Annotated in this window: 13 protein-coding genes and 2 pseudogenes; 3 read left to right on the top strand and 12 right to left on the bottom strand. The window is 73.0% G+C overall.

Features of this window, described 5'->3' with window-relative positions:
• Nucleotides 1-40 precede the first annotated feature (40 nt).
• Entirely contained in the window at nt 41-577 is a 537-nt protein-coding gene (locus AB0D93_RS26870) for a DUF6328 family protein (protein WP_362124059.1), read from the top strand.
• On the opposite strand, the pseudogene AB0D93_RS26865 reads toward AB0D93_RS26870, so the two are convergent.
• The 11 genes and pseudogenes from AB0D93_RS26865 to AB0D93_RS26815 all read right to left on the bottom strand — a co-directional run.
• Nucleotides 565-873 (bottom strand): annotated as a pseudogene (locus AB0D93_RS26865) (VOC family protein); the annotation flags it as partial. The gene AB0D93_RS26870 and the pseudogene AB0D93_RS26865 overlap by 13 nt on opposite strands.
• Nucleotides 874-1,034: 161 nt before the next feature.
• Entirely contained in the window at nt 1,035-1,460 is a 426-nt protein-coding gene (locus AB0D93_RS26860; protein WP_362124056.1) for an SsgA family sporulation/cell division regulator, read from the bottom strand.
• Between the two features lie 59 nt (nt 1,461-1,519).
• On the bottom strand, nt 1,520-2,560 hold the full coding sequence (locus AB0D93_RS26855; protein ID WP_362124053.1) for a hypothetical protein: 1,041 nt from the start codon (nt 2,558-2,560) through the stop codon (nt 1,520-1,522).
• Nucleotides 2,561-2,679: 119 nt separating this feature from the next.
• Entirely contained in the window at nt 2,680-3,651 is a 972-nt protein-coding gene (locus tag AB0D93_RS26850) for an LLM class F420-dependent oxidoreductase (RefSeq protein WP_362124050.1), read from the bottom strand.
• Between the two features lie 50 nt (nt 3,652-3,701).
• Nucleotides 3,702-5,273 carry a protein kinase gene (locus AB0D93_RS26845; protein WP_362124047.1) on the bottom strand — a complete coding sequence of 524 codons (1,572 nt, stop codon included), beginning with the start codon at nt 5,271-5,273 and terminating at the stop codon, nt 3,702-3,704.
• Between the two features lie 210 nt (nt 5,274-5,483).
• A complete protein-coding gene (locus AB0D93_RS26840; RefSeq protein WP_362124044.1) occupies nt 5,484-6,446 on the bottom strand; it encodes a threonine/serine dehydratase in 963 nt (320 codons plus the stop codon).
• 103 nt (nt 6,447-6,549) lie between these two features.
• A complete protein-coding gene (locus AB0D93_RS26835; RefSeq protein ID WP_362124041.1) occupies nt 6,550-7,569 on the bottom strand; it encodes a polyprenyl synthetase family protein in 1,020 nt (339 codons plus the stop codon).
• A complete protein-coding gene (locus AB0D93_RS26830; RefSeq protein WP_362124038.1) occupies nt 7,566-8,606 on the bottom strand; it encodes a tetratricopeptide repeat protein in 1,041 nt (346 codons plus the stop codon). The genes AB0D93_RS26835 and AB0D93_RS26830 overlap by 4 nt, the downstream gene beginning before the upstream one ends.
• A 157-nt stretch (nt 8,607-8,763) precedes the next feature.
• On the bottom strand, nt 8,764-9,441 hold the full coding sequence (locus AB0D93_RS26825; protein WP_362124036.1) for an AIM24 family protein: 678 nt from the start codon (nt 9,439-9,441) through the stop codon (nt 8,764-8,766).
• A gap of 56 nt (nt 9,442-9,497) precedes the next feature.
• Nucleotides 9,498-10,798: pseudogene (locus AB0D93_RS26820) on the bottom strand (CAP domain-containing protein).
• A 128-nt stretch (nt 10,799-10,926) separates the two neighbouring features.
• Nucleotides 10,927-12,111 (bottom strand): serine hydrolase domain-containing protein, encoded by a 1,185-nt coding sequence (locus tag AB0D93_RS26815; RefSeq protein WP_362124034.1) that lies wholly within the window; start codon nt 12,109-12,111, stop codon nt 10,927-10,929.
• A gap of 329 nt (nt 12,112-12,440) precedes the next feature.
• Between AB0D93_RS26815 and AB0D93_RS26810 the strand changes: the two genes are divergently transcribed.
• Together AB0D93_RS26810 and AB0D93_RS26805 are read left to right on the top strand one after the other, a co-directional pair.
• The gene (locus tag AB0D93_RS26810) at nt 12,441-14,222 is read left to right on the top strand and encodes a M4 family metallopeptidase (protein ID WP_362124031.1); all 1,782 of its coding nucleotides are present in this window, start codon (nt 12,441-12,443) and stop codon (nt 14,220-14,222) included.
• A gap of 377 nt (nt 14,223-14,599) precedes the next feature.
• Nucleotides 14,600-15,811 carry an SGNH/GDSL hydrolase family protein gene (locus AB0D93_RS26805; protein WP_362124400.1) on the top strand — a complete coding sequence of 404 codons (1,212 nt, stop codon included), beginning with the start codon at nt 14,600-14,602 and terminating at the stop codon, nt 15,809-15,811.
• 160 nt (nt 15,812-15,971) lie between these two features.
• Here AB0D93_RS26805 and AB0D93_RS26800 read toward each other — a convergent pair whose 3' ends face one another.
• Nucleotides 15,972-16,217, bottom strand: coding sequence for a hypothetical protein (locus AB0D93_RS26800; RefSeq protein WP_362124028.1), 246 nt, complete (start codon nt 16,215-16,217; stop codon nt 15,972-15,974).
• Nucleotides 16,218-16,223 lie beyond the last annotated feature (6 nt).

Raw genomic sequence — 16,223 nt, 5'->3', positions numbered from 1 at the left:
CGCCGTTTGAACGGACGGCCCGGCGGTTACACGACAGCGCATGACGGCGGACGGACTGCACAGGGGACGGCACGAGACCGAGGAGGAGCGGGCCGACCGGATGTGGGGCGAGCTCATCCAGGAGGTCCGGGTTGCCCAGACAGGCGTGCAGATCCTGTTCGGCTTCCTGCTGACCGTCGTCTTCTATCCGAAATACACCACGCTCTCCCAGACCAACCAAGCCATCTACATCGTGACCGTCATCCTGGGAGCCTGCTCGACCGGCGCCCTCATCGGCCCCGTCTCGCTGCACCGCCTGGTCTCCGGCCGCATGGTCAAGCCGCAGGCGGTGCGGCTGGCGTCCCGGATGACCGTCGTCGGCCTGGTGCTGCTGCTGGCCACGATGACGTCCGCACAGCTGCTGATCCTGCGGGTGGCCACCCACAACCCCTATGTGCCGTGGCTGGTGACGGCCGTCGTGGCCTGGTACCTGCTGTGCTGGTTCGGCCTGCCCGTGTGGGCCCGCCACAAGTACACGGCCCGGTCCGGGGACCGGCCCGCGAGCCCGCCCGCCGCCCCTCGCCAGGGGCGGACGTAGGGCCGGGTCATGACCTCCATGTTGTGCCCGGCGGGGTCGGCGACGTACGCGCCGCGGCCGCCGAAGAGACGGTTGATCCGGCCGGGCTCGCCGTGGTGCGGATCGGCGTAGTGGGTGACGCCGAGCGCCTCCAGCCGGGCGACCATGCCGGCGAACCGTTCCTCGGGCACGAGGAACGCGTAGTGCTGGGGCTGGACCGGCTCGTCGCGCTTCTCGTAGTGGTCGAGCGTCACGCCGTTGCCGAGGCCGACGGGCAGGAACGGGCCGAACGGGGCGCCGACCGTGAGGCCGAGGACGGCGGGCCTCTCGTCCGCCTCGCGCTCACGCGGGGGCCGGGAACCTCACTCGTGTGTGGCCCATGGCCGACCCGGCGGTCACCCGGCCGACTCCACTGATCACCAAGGGCCGCGGGCAACGCCGCCCCCGGTCAGGGGACCACGGCCCCGCGTGCGGCGGCTCAGCCCGCGGCGAGGATCTCGGCCAACAGCGCGTCGACCGGGACGCGTTCCCGCCCCGGCGGGACCACCCGGTGGGTCTCCCGCAGGAACGCGGCGACCGCGGGGGCCCAGGCGAACACCACCGCGTGGTGCCGGCCCCCGTCCGGCCGGAAGTCCCCGAGGAACTCCATCCGCAGCTCATGCCAGGCGCCGGTCTCGATGGGCCGCAGCCGCACGTCGCCGATGCCGACCGGCCGCGCCAGACCCTCGCCGAGCATCTCCCGGTCCAGCCGCCAGCACGCCAGCACCCTGCCGTCATGGCAGAAGACGGCGGTGACGGCGAACGGGTCGGCGTCGTCGTACGTGAGATGGGCGAGCACGGGACACCGGCCGGTGCCTTCCGAGCGAAGCTGCACCACCAGGGTCTTGTGCACGAACGCGGTCACGGGGCCTCCGGCGAGGATCGGCTCAGGGTCCTCTAGTACCCCCGTGGCGCCCGGGATGCTCAACCGCGCGACGGATTCCCGCCGGATTCGCGCAGAGCGGCCAGACAGCCGCCGATGGCCTGCTGCAGCTCCTCCAAGCGCCGGACCATGTCGTCCTCGTAGAAGTCCTGGGCGTCGTCGAAGGTGAGCTCCTCGAACGCCCTGGTCGCCTTCTGCAGGCTGCTGTAGAACTTCGTCCGCCGCTCCTGGACGCGCAGTTCGGGGTCGGCCTCGACCGCCTCGGCGACGAGCGACCTCATGGTGTCGTAGGCCTCGGTGGCCCACTCGCCGGTGTCCTCGCCGTCCTCCAGCTCGTCGATCAGCGACAGATGGCGCTCGGCCTCTTCGCGCAGCTCGCCCGGCGCCTCGACGGTCTGCCCGGCAGGAGTCCTGATCCGCCCCGACTCCGCGATCTGCCGGACGTACCCGATCCGGTCGGCGGCCCGGCTCTCGGTCGCGACGGCCTTCTTCAGGTCGTCGGTCCGTACGACGTCACGCGCCAGCTCCGCCTGCAGCTCGGGGTCCTCCCGCACCCGGTCCAGCAGCGCGGCGCGGGCCGCGCGGGCGGTGGAGGGGTCGGCGAGGATCGCGGCGCGCAGGGCGGTCGGGTTCTCGGCGACCTCCAGCGCCTTGGTGGGGCGGATGCCCTCGGCCTCGGCGGCCCCGGCGATCGCGGTGCCGCGCTCGGAGGTCGCGCTGTTGCGGGAGACGTAGTAGCTCAGCCACACGTCCGCGTCCGGCAGGTCCACCTCCTGGCCGGGCCGAAGGGCCTCGAAGTGCGGCACGAGCCCGTCGTCGGCGGCCCGGTCCCAGGCCTTGTGGTAGCGCATGACCCGCTCGGGGGAGCAGCCGGCGAGCTGCGCGAACTCCTTGGCGGACACCTTCGGCGTCTCACCGGCGGCCTGTCCGCCCGGCCGCACGCTGCGGGCCACCATCAGCGCGAAGGCCCAGCTCCCGGTGCGCGCGTAGCCGCCGAACTCACGGGCGTCGCGCGCCACCAGGTCGGACAGCGGCCGCGTGGTCGGCGCGCACGTCTCGGACGGGTCGATGACCAGGGTCACGGATGACTCTCCTGCAAGAAGCTCAAGGGACCGCGCCCGGGAGCGGGCACGGACAGGAAAGCCTATATGGACGCATTGGCCATGCTTTGGCGGACCCGTACGGGCGCTGTGCCCGCGGGTCAGTCGAAGGCCTCCCGCAGCGCGGGCAGCAGCGTCTTGGCCGACCAGTCCAGGTACTCCGGTTGTGAGTCGCCGCCGATCTGCACCAGCGCGATCTCCCCGAACCCGGCCTCGGCGTAGGGCCGTACGGCCTCCACGAAGGCGTCCGGGTCGTCACCGCACGGGATCGAGGCGGCGACGTCGTCCTCGTCCACGAACTGCGTCGCGGACTCGAAGGAGTCCGGGTGCGGCAGTTCGGCGTTCACCTTCCAGCCGAGGCCGAACCAGCGGAACTGCGAGTGGGCGCGCTTGACCGCCGTGTCCCGGTCGGGGTCGTAGCACACCGGCAGCTGGCCGACGCGGGGTTTGCCGCTGCCGCCGTGCCGGTCGAAGGCCTCCAGCAGCCCCGGTTCCGGTTCGGTGGCGATGACCAGGTCGGCGAGGTGCCCGGCGAGCCTGCACGACTGCTCGCCGGAGACGGCGATCCCGATCGGCGGCGGCTGCTCCGGCAGGTCCCACAGCCGGGCGGAATCCACGTCGTAGTGCGGTCCGTGGTGGGTGACATGACCGCCGGCGAACAGGGCGCGGATGATCTCCACGGCCTCTTCGAGCATCTCGTGGCGGACGTCCACCGGGGGCCAGCCGCCGCCCACCACATGCTCGTTGAGGTTCTCGCCCGCGCCCAGCCCGAGCCGGAACCTGCCCTGCGACAGCAACTGCACGGTCGCCGCCTTCTGCGCCACGATCGCCGGGTGGTAGCGGAGGATGGGACAGGTCACATAGGTCATCAGCGGAATCCGCGAGGTGGCCTGGGCGGCGGCGCCCAGCACGCTCCACGCGTACGAGGAGTGGCCCTGCGAGCGCAGCCACGGGAAGTAGTGGTCGGAGATCACCGAGAAGTCGAATCCCGTCTCCTCGGCCCGCCGCACGTGCTCCACCAGGTCCCGGGGGCCGGTCTGCTCCGTCATCATCGTGTATCCGATTTGCACCATACGTGGCGAGTCCCCGGGGCGGCGCCACGAAAACGGCCCATGGGCGCCGCTCAGCCCGCCGGCGTCCGGAACGTCTGCAGGAACGTCTTCAGCGCCAGCCGGTTCGCGGCGTCGCCCCAGGTCGCGGCCGGGGTGGTGAAGCGCAGCGAGTAGCCGTCGCCGCCGCCCGTGAGAAAGCCGCGCCCGAAGGTGTGCACCCGCGCGTCCCCCGTCCCGGCCAGCCACTCCAGGTCGGCGGCCCGGTGTCCCTGGTAGGTGGTGGCGCGGACCGTGCCGACCCGGTGGTAGCCGGGGAGCCGCATCAGCCCCGGTTCGACGTCCTCCTGCCAGACGGCCACCGGATCCGGGCCGACCCGCTCGCTGTGCGTGATGGCGAGGGTGGGGGAGGTGCCGTTCTGGCCGAAGGTGATCCGGTACGCACCGGACGCGCGGGAGGTGACCAGCCGCTGCCAGCCGTCGGGCAGGGCCACCGAGAAGCCTTCCGGGGCGGTGTAGCGGTGGTAGCCGGCCGGCAGGGCGGACGGGGTGCCCGCGGTGGCGCTCGGGGAGGGCGCCGCGCTGCCGCCCGTGCGCCTGCCGGCGGGGGCGGTCGAGGCACTGGGACGGGCCGGTGTCCGTGCGGTACTGGTGCCGGTGCCCGGCAGCTGGTGCGTCGCGGCCAGCACGGCGGCGGCGACGGTGATCACGGCCAGCGCGGTGCCGGCCGCGAGGACGCGTCGGCCGGGCTCCCGCCCGGCGAGGCGCACACCCGCGTACGCGCCGCGCAGCCGGGGCACGGGGGCCGGCCGCCGGTCGGCGTCGGTGTCCTCGTCGAGGGTCCGGAGCAGCGACTCCCGGATCACCGGCCGGGTCAGCCGTTCCCGCGAGTTCTTCCGCAGCAGTCCTTGTACGGCCTGGGTGAGCGTGCCGGCGCGCAGCGGGGTGCGCAGCGGCAGCCGGTCCACCGCCTTCAGCGTGGCGTCGGGCCGGCCGCGGTCCCGGAACGGCGGGCGGCCCTCCACCATCGTGTACAGCAGCGCGCCGAGCGCCCACATGTCGGCGGCCGGTCCGATCCGTTCGTCGCGGGCCTGCTCCGGGGAGGCGTACGAGGGTGCCGTGAGCCGCGGCACCAGTGTCGCGCCCGCCAGCCCGAACCCGGCGACCACGACCGGGCCGCTGTCCCGTACGAAGACCTGACCGGGGCTCAGCTCGCCGTGGGTGATGCCCTCGTCGTGCGCGGCCTGCAGCACATCGAGCAGTTGCAGGCCGATCCGGGCCGCCCGGACCGTGTTGAACGCGCCCTCCCGGCCGAGGAGTTCGGCCAGCGGCGTGCCGTCGATCCACTCGGTGACCGTCCACAGCGTGCCGGCCTCCACCACCGCGTCGACCACCGCGGCGACCTGTCCGGGACACAGCAGCCGCATCGTCTCGGAGGTCCGGACGACACGGGCCGTGACCCGGCGCGCGGTGTCGTCGTCGGCGGGCTCCGGCAGGGTGGTCTGGGCCACCAGCCGGGGCTGTTCCGCCGCCACGTCATCGGCGTACCACCACAGGCGGTTCGTCTCGCGGGCGAAGACCTCCAGGAGCCGGTAGCGCCCGGCGACCAACTCGTGTGCGGAGACGTGCGCCTTGACCATGGTCATCCCTCGCCGAAACCCCTGCTGCGTGTCCTTGTGCCGTGTCTCACACAGGTACGCGGGGCGTGCCGGGGTGTGTTCAAAGAATGGGGGATCGGATGCCGTTACTGCCTTTCATTCAACTCTTCGAAAACGCTTGCGAGTTTGGGATGGCCGTCCCCGGCGATGGTTCGACCTGCGGGTAACCGAGGGTAAATACCCGGGGGCGGCATGGTGTCACAGCAGCCCGAACCGCTCGGCCCAGCCGGTCAGTTCGCGCGGTGTCGTATTGCCGCCGCAGACCACCAGTCCCACCCGGGCGCCGTCCCCGACCCGGGCCACCACCTGGCGTGCGGCCGGCAGCAGACAGCCCGCGGCCGGCTCGGCCCACACCTTGGCGTGCTCGGCGAGGTCCAGCGAACCCTGCACCGCGTCCCGGTCCGGCACCACCAGCACCTCCTCGACCAGCGCCGACACGTGGTCGTACGTCAACTGGCCCACAGCGGGTGCGCTGAGGGTGGTGACCAGCGAGGACAGCGGAACCGGCACCGGACCGCCCGCCTGCAGCGCGGCGGACATGGCCTCGGCGCCCTCCGTCTCCACCCCCCACACGCGCACGCCCGGACGTCCGGCGGCCAGGGCGGCCGCGACCCCGGCGACCAGCCCGCCACCGCCGACGCTGACCACGACGTCCGTCAGCTCGTCCCGCGCGTCCTCGGCCAGCTCCAGCCCTACCGTTCCCTGCCCGGCGATCACCACCGGGTCATCGAACGGGTGGACCAGCGTCAGCCCCTCGTCCCTGAGCCGTGTCACCAGCTCGAAGGCGCTGTCCATGCCGTCGGTCAACCGCACCGTCGCCCCGGCCTCCTGAGCGAGCGCGACGGAACGCGCGGGCGCCGAGCGCGGCATCACCACGGTGGCCTTCACGTCGAGGGCCGCCGCCATCACCGCGAGGGCGATCCCGTGGTTGCCGCCGCTGACCGCGACCACGCCGGCCGCCCGCTCGGCCTCGCTCAGCGACAGCAGCTTCGCCGTCGCCCCGCGCGCCTTGAACGAGCCGGTGCGCTGGAGCAGTTCGAGCTTGGCGGTGACCGGGACGCCGAGCAGCGCCGTCAGGCCCGGGCTCGGTACCGTCGGTGTCCGCACGACATGTCCGCTGATCCGCTCCGCGGCGGCTTCGATCTCCTTGATGCCGATCAAGGTGCTTCACCCTTCCGGCGCGGGGGTGAGGGCCGCGCCGACCGCACCCTGACCCGGCGGGAGGCCTGCGGTCAACACGATTCGGACACCGTGATCACCGGCCTCACAGCTCTCGGTCCGCCAGGAAGTCCAGCAGCCGGAACAGGTCCGCGGCGGCACCGGTGGCCAGCGGAGTCCGGGCGAGCAGCGCCCGCGCGGCGGCCGTGTGCCGGCCGGCCTCGGTCAGTGTCGCCGTACGGCCGCCGGCCGACTCGATCAGAGCGGCCGCTTCCTCGGCCCGGCCCGGTGTGTCGAGCAGTTCGGCCAGCCCGCACGCCGCCGGGGAGCCGAGCGCGGCCAGCACCGGGTACGTCTTCTTGCGCGCGCGCAGATCGCCGCCGGCCGGTTTGCCGGTGACGGCCGGGTCGCCCCAGATCCCGAGCACGTCGTCGACCAGCTGGAAGGCGACGCCGAGATGCCGCCCGGCCCGGTCCAGCGCGCCGGCCGTGGCCTCGTCCGCCCCGCCGAGCACGGCCCCCAGCGCGGCGGCACAGCCCAGCAGGGCGCCGGTCTTGCCCTCCGCCATCGCGCGGTACTCCCCGGGCGTCACCCGCTCCGGGCCGGTGCACGGCCGGGTGGCGAACAGCAGGTCGTCGGCCTGCCCGCGCACCAGGTCGGCGAGCGCAGACGACAGCAGCCGTACGGCGCCGGCGCCCTGCGGGGCGGTGGCGAGGGTCTCCACGGCCAGCGCGAACAAGGCGTCACCGGCGAGCACCGCCGGACCCGTGCCGTACGCCTTCCAGACGGCGGGGCGGCGGCGCCGGGTCACGTCGCCGTCCATGATGTCGTCGTGCAGCAGGGAGAAGGCGTGCACCAGCTCCACCGCGACCGCGGCCGGGACACCGGCCCGCCCGTCGGCGCCCGCCGCCCGCGCGCCGAGGACCGCGAGCGCCTGCCGTACGCCCTTGCCGCCCGGCGCGGCGGCGGGAGCCCCGCCGACCTCGCACCAGCCGAAGGAGTACGCGGCCATTTCGGCGACCCACGGGTGCAGCCGCTCCACCGCCTCGCGCAGTGCCGGACGCACCAGGTCGCGGGAGTGGGCGAGGACGTCGGGGGCGGAGGACGGAGCCTCGACGGCGGTCATCGGGTGACCTCCGCGTCGATGCCGAACTCCTGCTGCGCCCGGGTCACCATCTCCCGGGCGTGCTTGAGCCCGCTCCGCTCCAAGGTGCGTGCGAGATCGGCGAGTTCGGCAGCCGTGTCCGCGCGGTCACGGCCGAGCTGCGCCAGCGACTTGGCCAGGCCCAGCCGGGCCAGTGCCTCGCCGCGCGGCTCGCTCATCGCGCGGAACTCCTGCAGTGCCAGCTCGTACAGGTCCCGCGCCTCCGCGTAACGCCCGGCCCGGTACAGGACGTTGCCGCGCATCTTGTGGTTGTAGGCGAGCGCGCTGGAGAGGTTCATCGCCCGGCAGCCGTCCTCCGCCCGGGACAGCAGCTCCAGCGCCCCCTCGGTGTCCTTGTCGCGTACGGAGAGGATGTCGGCGAGCCCCCGCAGCGCCCAGGCGTGCCCGCGCCGGTCCTCCGCCCGCTCGGCTATCTCCGCCGCCTCCTCGAACAGCGCGTAGGCCCGGTCGTGGTCACCGGTGTTGCGGTGCATCTGCGCGATGCCCTCGAGCGCCCACACCGTGTGCCGGGCCTCCCCGCGCCGGCGCGCCTCGGCCAGCAGCTGTTCGTGCAGCCGGCCGACGGCCGCGTAGTCGCCCTGGATGCGTCCGGTCTCCGCGAGGCCGGCCAGCGAGTAGCCCCGGACAACGATGTCGCCGCCCCGCTCGCCGAGTTCGGCCGCGAGCCCGAGCAGCCGCCAGGCCAGCGGGAAGGCTCCGCGCTGCCGGGCGAGGGTGCCGCCGCTCCACAGCGCCCATGCCATCGCGGCGGTGTCACCGGCCGCGCGGGCGGCGCGGTAGCTCGCCTTCCAGGCCCGGTCGGCGTCCCCGACGTGGCCGAGCCGGCGGTGTGCCTCGGCGACGGCGAGGCCGCATCGGGCCGCCTCGCCGGGGCGCCCGGACCGCTCGGCCTCGCGCAGCTTCTCGGTGCCCTCCGCCAGCACGTCGACCAGCGAGGAGTTGACGGACAGGGTGGTCAGGGCGCCCTGGTACTCCGGGGCGAATGCCTTGCCGTACATGCGGTGCCTTTCTATACACGGCGTGTATACATGACGTGTATAGGGTCTCGAAAATACACCCCGGCCTCAGGGACCGGGGCGCGTCGGTCTGTTGCCGATCAAGACGCGGGTACGGCGAGTGGGGTTGCCCGTGCGACGCACGTCACCGTGTGAAGGTTCAGTGCTGCTGGTTCTTCTGCGGCGTCAGCTCGCTCGGGCGCACCACGACGAAACCCTCGCCCTGGAGCATCAGTTGCACGGCCTCACCGGAACCGCCGCGCAGCATCGAGCCGATGGACTGGGAGCGGTGCAGCGAGGTCTGCAGTCGAGCGGTCCAGCCGACGACCGCGTCCGTGTCGACGTACACCGGGGACTGCGCGGAGACCGGAATGACCAGCGGGTTCCCCTCGCAGACCAGGCCGAGCCGGCCCTGCCCGCTGAACACGCTGTTGAACAGACCGCCGCCGGCTATGCCCGACCCCTTGACCGTCTTGATCTCGTACGACAGCGAGGCGTCGAAGCACAGCACGTTGCGCCCGTTGACGGTGAACTGGTCACCCGGCTCCACCTCGACGATGAAACAGTTCTGGGCCTCGTGCGCGAACCAGGCCTCGCCCTGCCCGCGCACCGCCATGAGGGGCAGCCCCTCACCGGTGACCGCACGCTTCAGCATGCCGCCGACGCCCTGCCCCTTGCGCTCGAACCGCAGGCCTCCCCGATGGGCGATCATCGCGCCCTGGCGGGCGTACATCTCGCCGTCCACCGCGTACTTGATGCACTTGGCGTTCTCGACGGACATCCCCGGCTCCACGGCCGGCTGCACCACGTGCTGACTGGAAAAGAGGTCACCCTTCATGCGGGAGATGGTGTCCCGGAGGATGTCGTTCCGCCAAGATCACGGAACGTGCCGGCTCAGCCACCGAACAGCTGGGTCCAGTAAGTGCCCGCCCGGCCGCCGCCCGCGAAGCCGACGCCCAGGTACCCGAACTCCCGTTCAAGGATGTTGGCACGGTGGCCGGGACTGTTCATCCAGCCGTCCACCACCTCGGCGGCGGAGCGCTGCCCGCAGGCGATGTTCTCGCCGACCGCGCGCCCGCGGTACCCCGCGGCGCGGGCCCGGTCCCAGGGCCGGGAGCCGTCGGGTGAGGTGTGGTCGTGGAAGTCGCGGGCGACCATGTCCGCGCAGTGCGCCTGTGCGGCGGCCGCGAGCAGCGGATCCGCGGTCAGTGCAGGCAGGCCGGCCCGGCCGCGCTCGGCGTTGGTCAGCGCGACCACCTCCGCGGCCGTGCGGGACAGCGCGTCCGGGGTGAGCGGAGCGGCCCACAGGGCGGTCCAGTACCGGTCGCCGTCGCCGTCGCCGGCCAGGGCGGCGTGCCGGAAGGACGGGTCGAGCAGGGTGCGCCGCGATCGTGCCGATTCCAGGCAGTACGCCACGAACTCCGCCGGGCCGCGCGGCCCGGAGACCAGGTGCTCACCGACGCTGATGTACGAGTACCCGGCAGCGCCGATCCGCTGGTGCACCGAGACGCCGTCCCGGCCCTCGCCGCCGAGCCGCCCGGCGGCCGCCATGGCGCGGGCGTGGGACCGGGCGGCGCAGGCGAGGCGCGGATCGAGGGCGACCGGTGGTGAACCGGCCCGTGCGCGGGCCGAGTTGACCAGGTGGAGGAAAGCGTCGTCGGCAGGGGCGGGGGAGTCGGCAGCCGGTACGCTCGCCCGGTTCCGGCCGCCGTCATCGGTGACGTCGACCCCGAAGTCGCGGGCGAGCCCGGCCAGCCCGTCCGCGTGCCCCTGGCCGATCGCCCGCAGCTTCCAGCCGGTGCCCGGGCGCAGGTACAGCTCGGCGAGCAGCAGCACGGTCTCCGGGCCGGGGCGGGGCGGCGCGAACCGGGCCACCGGGCGCCCGGAGCCGTCCATGACCGCGAGGCGGGGAGCGGGCAGCCGGCCGAGCGGGGTGCCGGGTTCGGCCGCGCTCACCGCGACCGTGACCTGGCGGGCGCCGTCGCGCAGCCGGGCCGGGTCGACGTCCAGGGTGTCACCGGCGAGCCGGATCCCCGGAGCTCGCGGCTGGTTGTAGAACACGAAGTCGGCATCGGAGCCGACCTTGCCGTCGCTCCGGTGACGAGCGCGGACACGTCGAAGGCACCGCTCACGCGCAGCAGCACCACCCCGGCGGGCAGAGGCAGATTGCCCCCGGGCACCAGTTCGCTCGTCACAGAACGGAGAACGCCCGGCGCTCATGGGAAGGTTCCACCGGTGGGGGCGCGGCCCGGCACGGCATGCCACCCGACCCGCGGGAGTGACCGGTCCTGACGCACCCGCACCCGGCGACGGCGACCGCTCCCTACCTCTCGGCCGCCCTTCCCCCCTTCCCGCAGAACGCCGCATCCAAGGCCTCCGCCAACGCGGCCGACGCGCTCGCGTTGTTCGAGGTGTTGGCGAGGGCCGTGAGGCTGCGTGAACCGTCCTTCGAGGCGAAGGCGTACGTGGAGTACCCCTGCACCACGCCGGTGTGCCCGTACACCGAGACCCCGCACGGCAGATCACGCCGCCGCAGCCCCAGCCCGTACGCCGTGGTGCCGTTGACCCGCGTGAAGCGTTCCATCTCCTCCAGCCGGGCCGGTGACAGCAGCCTGCCCCCGAGCAGCGCGCCGTAGAAGACGTCGAGGTCCCGCGCGCTGGAGATGATCGCTCCCGCGCTCTGGGCCCATGACACCGTCTGGTCGGTGGCGTCGACCAACGGGTCACCGGCCTTGTCCGGGGTGAGGTATCCACGCGCGTACCGGCCCGGAATCCCCGTCCGGGGATGCACGTAGAACGTGTCCCGCAGCTTCAGCGGCTTGAAGACGCGGTCCTCGTACTCGGTGCGCAGGGAGTGCCCGGTGAGCTTCTCGATGAGCATGCCCGCCACCACGTAGTTGGTGTTGGAGTAGGAGTACGCGGCTCCGGGCGCGTTGGTGCGGGGCTTCCGCAGGGAGAGAGCGAGCAACTGGCGGTAGCCGAAGACCTTCTTGCGTACCGCCTCGAAGCCGGACACGCTGTCGGCGAACATGTCGTCGGCGTAGTCGTACAGGCCGCTGCGGTGGCTCAGTACCTCGCGGACCGTGATCCCGTCGTCGGGCAGCAGCTTGGGCAGATAGCGGTTGACCGGCGCGTCGAGGGCGAGCCGGTGCTCGTCGGCGAGCTGGAGCAGGACGACGGCCGAGAACGTCTTGGTGACGCTGCCGACGCGGAACCGGTCGCCGGTGCTGATGGCCCGCCCGGTGGCGCGGTCGGCGACTCCGCTCGTCGCCCTGTACGTGCGGCCGTGGTCGTCGATCCGGGCCAGGGCGCCCGGCGCGCCCCGCTCCACCGCCGACCGCAGTGCCGCTGCCAGGCCCGCGGTGTCGGGTGCCGGAAGTGCCGCCGGCGGATGCGCGGTCGCCGTCGGCGTGTCCGGCTCTCCGGGCGCGGCCCGCGCCGGGACCGCGAGAAGCGACAGCGCGACCGCTCCGAGGACCGCGCCCCGCCCGACCCTTGCTGAGACCATCCGGCACCCACTTTCCGTGAGACCCGTCGATACGGGCCGCCATGACGCTTGATGCGACGTCGGTCACATTCCGGCCCTGGAACCTAGGGGATTGAGTCGACGTCTCCACAGCCGACACACAGTTGGTCAGTCAGTGATCACTCTGTGGCGCACGTTCGTAAAGGATTGTCATAGAAGGTCGCGAAATCGATCATTCCGCCTTTACGTGCACATGACTGATCCGTAAGGGTTACGCCTCGGGGCCCGACCAGCCCCCGTGGCGCGAAACAGCGTCATGCCTCAAGGCGGTTGGTGACCCCTCCTGCCTTCGCACGAAGGAACCCTGATCCTTGCGTAGACCGCACATACGCAGCGTCGCTGTCGCCATCGCGGTGACGACCGCTGCCACGGGCCTGGCCGGCACGGCTTTCGCGGGTCCCAGCACGGGGGTGGAGCGGTCCTCGGCCTCCGCCACCACGAACGCCACGGCGGTAGCGGAGGCGGCGCGCACCGCGGCCTTCGCCCACGCCTCGGCCACCGGCGTCTCCCAGGGCGACGAACTGCACGCCCAGGACGTGATGCTCGACCCCGAGGGCGCCCGGCACGTCCGGTTCGTCCGCACCCACGACGGCATGCCCGTGCTCGGCGGTGACCTCATCGTCCACCTCGACCACGAGCTGGCCTACACGGGCGTGACCCGCGCGGCCCAGCAGGCGGTGAAGCCGGCCACCACACAGGCCAAGCTGACGGCCGACCAGGCCGCCGCCAAGGCCGCCCAGGTCGCCAAGGGCGACGCGGGCAGCGCCCAGCTCGTCGTCGACGCGCGTGGCGGCTCCTCCGCCCTCGCCTACCAGGTGACGGTGGCCGACCAGCAGGGCACCAGCACCGTCGTCGTCGACGCCGTCACCGGCAAGGTGCGCAGCAACACGCCCGACAGCGACGAGTTCCTGTCGCCGAAGCTGCTCGAGAGCCTGCGCAAGCACGGCGAGACGGCCGACCCGGCCACCGGCACCGCCACCCCCGAGGCCGGCCTGCTCGGCGCCGGCGGCCTGGGCGCCACGACCTACCCGTCCGCCGCCAAGGGCACCGGCAAGACCCTCTTCGTGGGCAACGTCGGCCTGACCACCACGGCGACCTCGCGCGGCCACTACCAGCTCAAGGACCCGAGCCGGTACGGCACCGAGACCCGGGACGCCAAGGGCAAGTACACCGAGAAGTTCAGCGCGGGCACCAAGTTCACCAGCACCACCAACGTGTGGGGCAACGGCACGACCAGCAACCGGGCCAGCGCCGCGGCCGACGCCCAGTACGGCATCACCCAGACCCTGGACTTCTACAAGAAGACCTTCGGCCGCAAGGGCATCGCCAACAACAGCAAGGCCGCCGAGGGCATGGTCCACTGGGGCAACAAGGTCGCCAACGCCTTCTGGGACCCGACCTGCGGCTGCATGCTGTACGGCGACGGCGACGGCCAGACCTTCAAGAAGCCGCTCGTCGTCCTCGACGTCACCGGCCACGAGCTGACGCACGGCGTGGTGGACGCGACCGCGAAGCTGGAGCCGACCTACGTCGACTCCGACGGCAACCAGTACGGTGAGCCCGGCGCGCTGAACGAGTCGCTCGCGGACATCTTCGGCTCCAACGTCGAGTTCTTCACGAACAACAAGAAGGACACGCCGGACTACCTGATCGGCGAGAAGCTGGGCCTCGCGCAGAAGTTCCTGCGCCGCCTCGACCACCCCTCGCTCGACAAGCTCGAGGGCACGATCGACTACTGGTCGCCGGACACGTACTACACCGAGGTGCACGCCGGTTCCGGTGTCTCCTCGCACGCCTACTACCTCCTCGCGGAGGGCAGCGGCAGCAAGACGATCAACGGGGTCAAGTACAACTCCCCGACCTACAACCACTCCACGGTCAAGGGCATCGGCCGGACCAAGGCCACCGCGATCTTCTACCGTGCGCTCACCCGCTACATGGTCTCCACGACCAGCTTCCACGACGCGCGGGTCGCGACGCTGAAGGCGGCCAAGGACCTGTACGGCGCGAACAGCACCGAGTACAAGACGGTGGACAAGGCGTGGGCCGCGGTCAACGTCACCGCCGCCAACACGCCGGCCGCCCGTCACTGACGGACTGCCGCGCCCCCGGATGCCCCGCCCCGCGCGGGGCATCCGCATGTCCGGGGTCCACGCGCGGGGCCCCGCCCCTGTGCGGGAACCCCGACAAGAGCGGGGCGACAGCCGGAGGCGTGGCTGCCCGGAGGTGTGGATGCCTGGAGGTGTGGATGTTCCCTGACCGGCACATACGGGCGCGGAAGCCCGTCCGGGGTGCGTATCCGCTGCGCCGGAGGGACCATGACCCCCGTGGGACACGCAGGCACGTACCCGGCGGTCCGCACGCGACCCGGCGGATCCGTCACGTTCCGGGACCTCACCCCGTGACCGGCCCCGTCGGACGCCTCTGCCGCGTCGCCGCGGCCCTGCTCACGGCCGTCGCCTGCCAGCCCGTGCCGACCGGGGCGGCCGCCCCGCCCGAGTCCGCGGAACGCGCCTCCGGAGTCGTCACCTGGGCGGCGAGCGCCGACCTCGTGGGCGAGGGCACGGCCGGCCAGGACTACCGGCTCATCGTCCACACCAGCGTCGGCGGCACCGGACTGCGCGTGCGCGTCACCAACGCCTTCGGCGACCGTCCGCTGACCCTGGACGACGTCCACGCCGGCCTGCGCGGCGAGGGTGCCGCACTGCGCCACGGCAGTAACCGGCGGCTGACCTTCGGCGGCGAGCGCACGGTCACCGTGCCCGAGGGCACCGCCGCCTGGAGCGACCCCTTGCCCGGCACCTGGCCGGCCGGCACCGATCTGGCCGTCAGCCTGCACACCCCGGACGCGGCAGGGCCGGCGACCGGCCACTGGCTGGCGATGCAGACGTCCTACACCGGCCCGGGCGACCACACGGCCGAGGAGAGCGGCACCAACTGGACCGGGACCACCGGCTCCTGGTGGTATCTCGACGCCGTGTCCGTACGGCCGCCCCGGGCGGGCACCGGGGCCCTGGCCGCGCTCGGTGACTCCATCACCGACGGCCGGCGCTCCACCCCGGACAGCAACCACCGCTGGCCGGACTACCTCGCCCGCCGTCTGGCGGTGTCCCGCGCGGCAGTCCGGGGCGTCGCCGACGAAGGCATCTCGGGCAACAAGGTGCTCGCGGACGGCATCGGACAGAGTGCCCTGAACCGGCTGCACCGCGACGTGCTCTCGCTCCCCGGCGTGCGTACCGTCCTCCTCTTCGAAGGGGTGAACGACCTCAAGTCCCACACCGGCGTCACCGCCCGGGACCTGATCGCCGGGTACCGGGAGATCGCCCACCGGGTGCACGCGGCGGGGAAGTGCGTGGTCGTCGCCACGGTCGGGCCGTTCGCGGGCTGGCCCGAATGGGACCCGGCCGCCGAGGCCGTGCGCCGCGAGGTGAACCGATACCTGCGGAACAGCCGGGATTTCGACGCGGTCACCGACTTGGACCGCGTCCTGCGCGACCCCCACCACGTCACGCGGCTGCGGCCGACGTTCGACGGCGGTGACCACATCCACCTCAACGACAAGGGAATGCGGGCACTGGCCGACGCCGTCGATCCGGGCAGCCTCGACTGCGCCCGGCGACCCGGATCCGGCCCGGCTCAGCCCGCGCCGGGCGGCTCGGGCGCGATCGGGCCCCGGCACTAGGTGTACTCGGCCGGGAGGTTGGTGACACGCCTGCTGCGGGTTGCTGCGGCCGCGGGCCAGGAGCCGCAGCACGTCCTGTTCCCGGGCGGTCGGCGACGCTCCGCCGGCCGCGTCCGCGAAGTGGCGGCAGACGGGCGGCCCCGGCGGGGCAGGGTGTCGATCAGCCGTCCCACTGGCCGAGCGTGCACGGCACCGCGACCGCGGACACCGCATCTCCAGCGGATACGGCGAGCAGTCGTGTCCGGCCGGCCCCCACGCCCCTGGCGACCGGCACCGTCCGCGCGGCACCGCCCCGGGCACGCTGCAGCACGCCCATGAGCCGGGCGAGTTCCTCGTCCCGCCCGGTCAACGGCGGTGCACAGATGAGGGCGCCGCGGCCCCTCGAAGGGGCGCGGGCCGTGTCCATGCGCGG

The organism is Streptomyces sp. NPDC048191 (assembly GCF_040652655.1).
Classification (GTDB): domain Bacteria; phylum Actinomycetota; class Actinomycetes; order Streptomycetales; family Streptomycetaceae; genus Streptomyces.
The sequence above is the reverse complement of the archived record's forward strand: the minus strand, read 5'-3'. Positions and strand labels throughout refer to the sequence as shown.

Bases quoted from the DNA above. Each gene is read 5' to 3' on its own strand.
- AB0D93_RS26870 (WP_362124059.1), top strand. From the start codon at position 41: ATGACGGCGGACGGACTGCACAGGGGACGGCACGAGACCGAGGAGGAG.
- AB0D93_RS26845 (WP_362124047.1), bottom strand. From the start codon at position 5,273: ATGACCATGGTCAAGGCGCACGTCTCCGCACACGAGTTGGTCGCCGGG.
- AB0D93_RS26835 (WP_362124041.1), bottom strand. From the start codon at position 7,569: ATGACCGCCGTCGAGGCTCCGTCCTCCGCCCCCGACGTCCTCGCCCAC.
- AB0D93_RS26830 (WP_362124038.1), bottom strand. From the start codon at position 8,606: ATGTACGGCAAGGCATTCGCCCCGGAGTACCAGGGCGCCCTGACCACC.
- AB0D93_RS26825 (WP_362124036.1), bottom strand. From the start codon at position 9,441: ATGAAGGGTGACCTCTTTTCCAGTCAGCACGTGGTGCAGCCGGCCGTG.
- AB0D93_RS26800 (WP_362124028.1), bottom strand. From the start codon at position 16,217: ATGGACACGGCCCGCGCCCCTTCGAGGGGCCGCGGCGCCCTCATCTGT.
- AB0D93_RS26815 (WP_362124034.1), bottom strand. From the start codon at position 12,111: ATGGTCTCAGCAAGGGTCGGGCGGGGCGCGGTCCTCGGAGCGGTCGCG.
- AB0D93_RS26850 (WP_362124050.1), bottom strand. From the start codon at position 3,651: ATGGTGCAAATCGGATACACGATGATGACGGAGCAGACCGGCCCCCGG.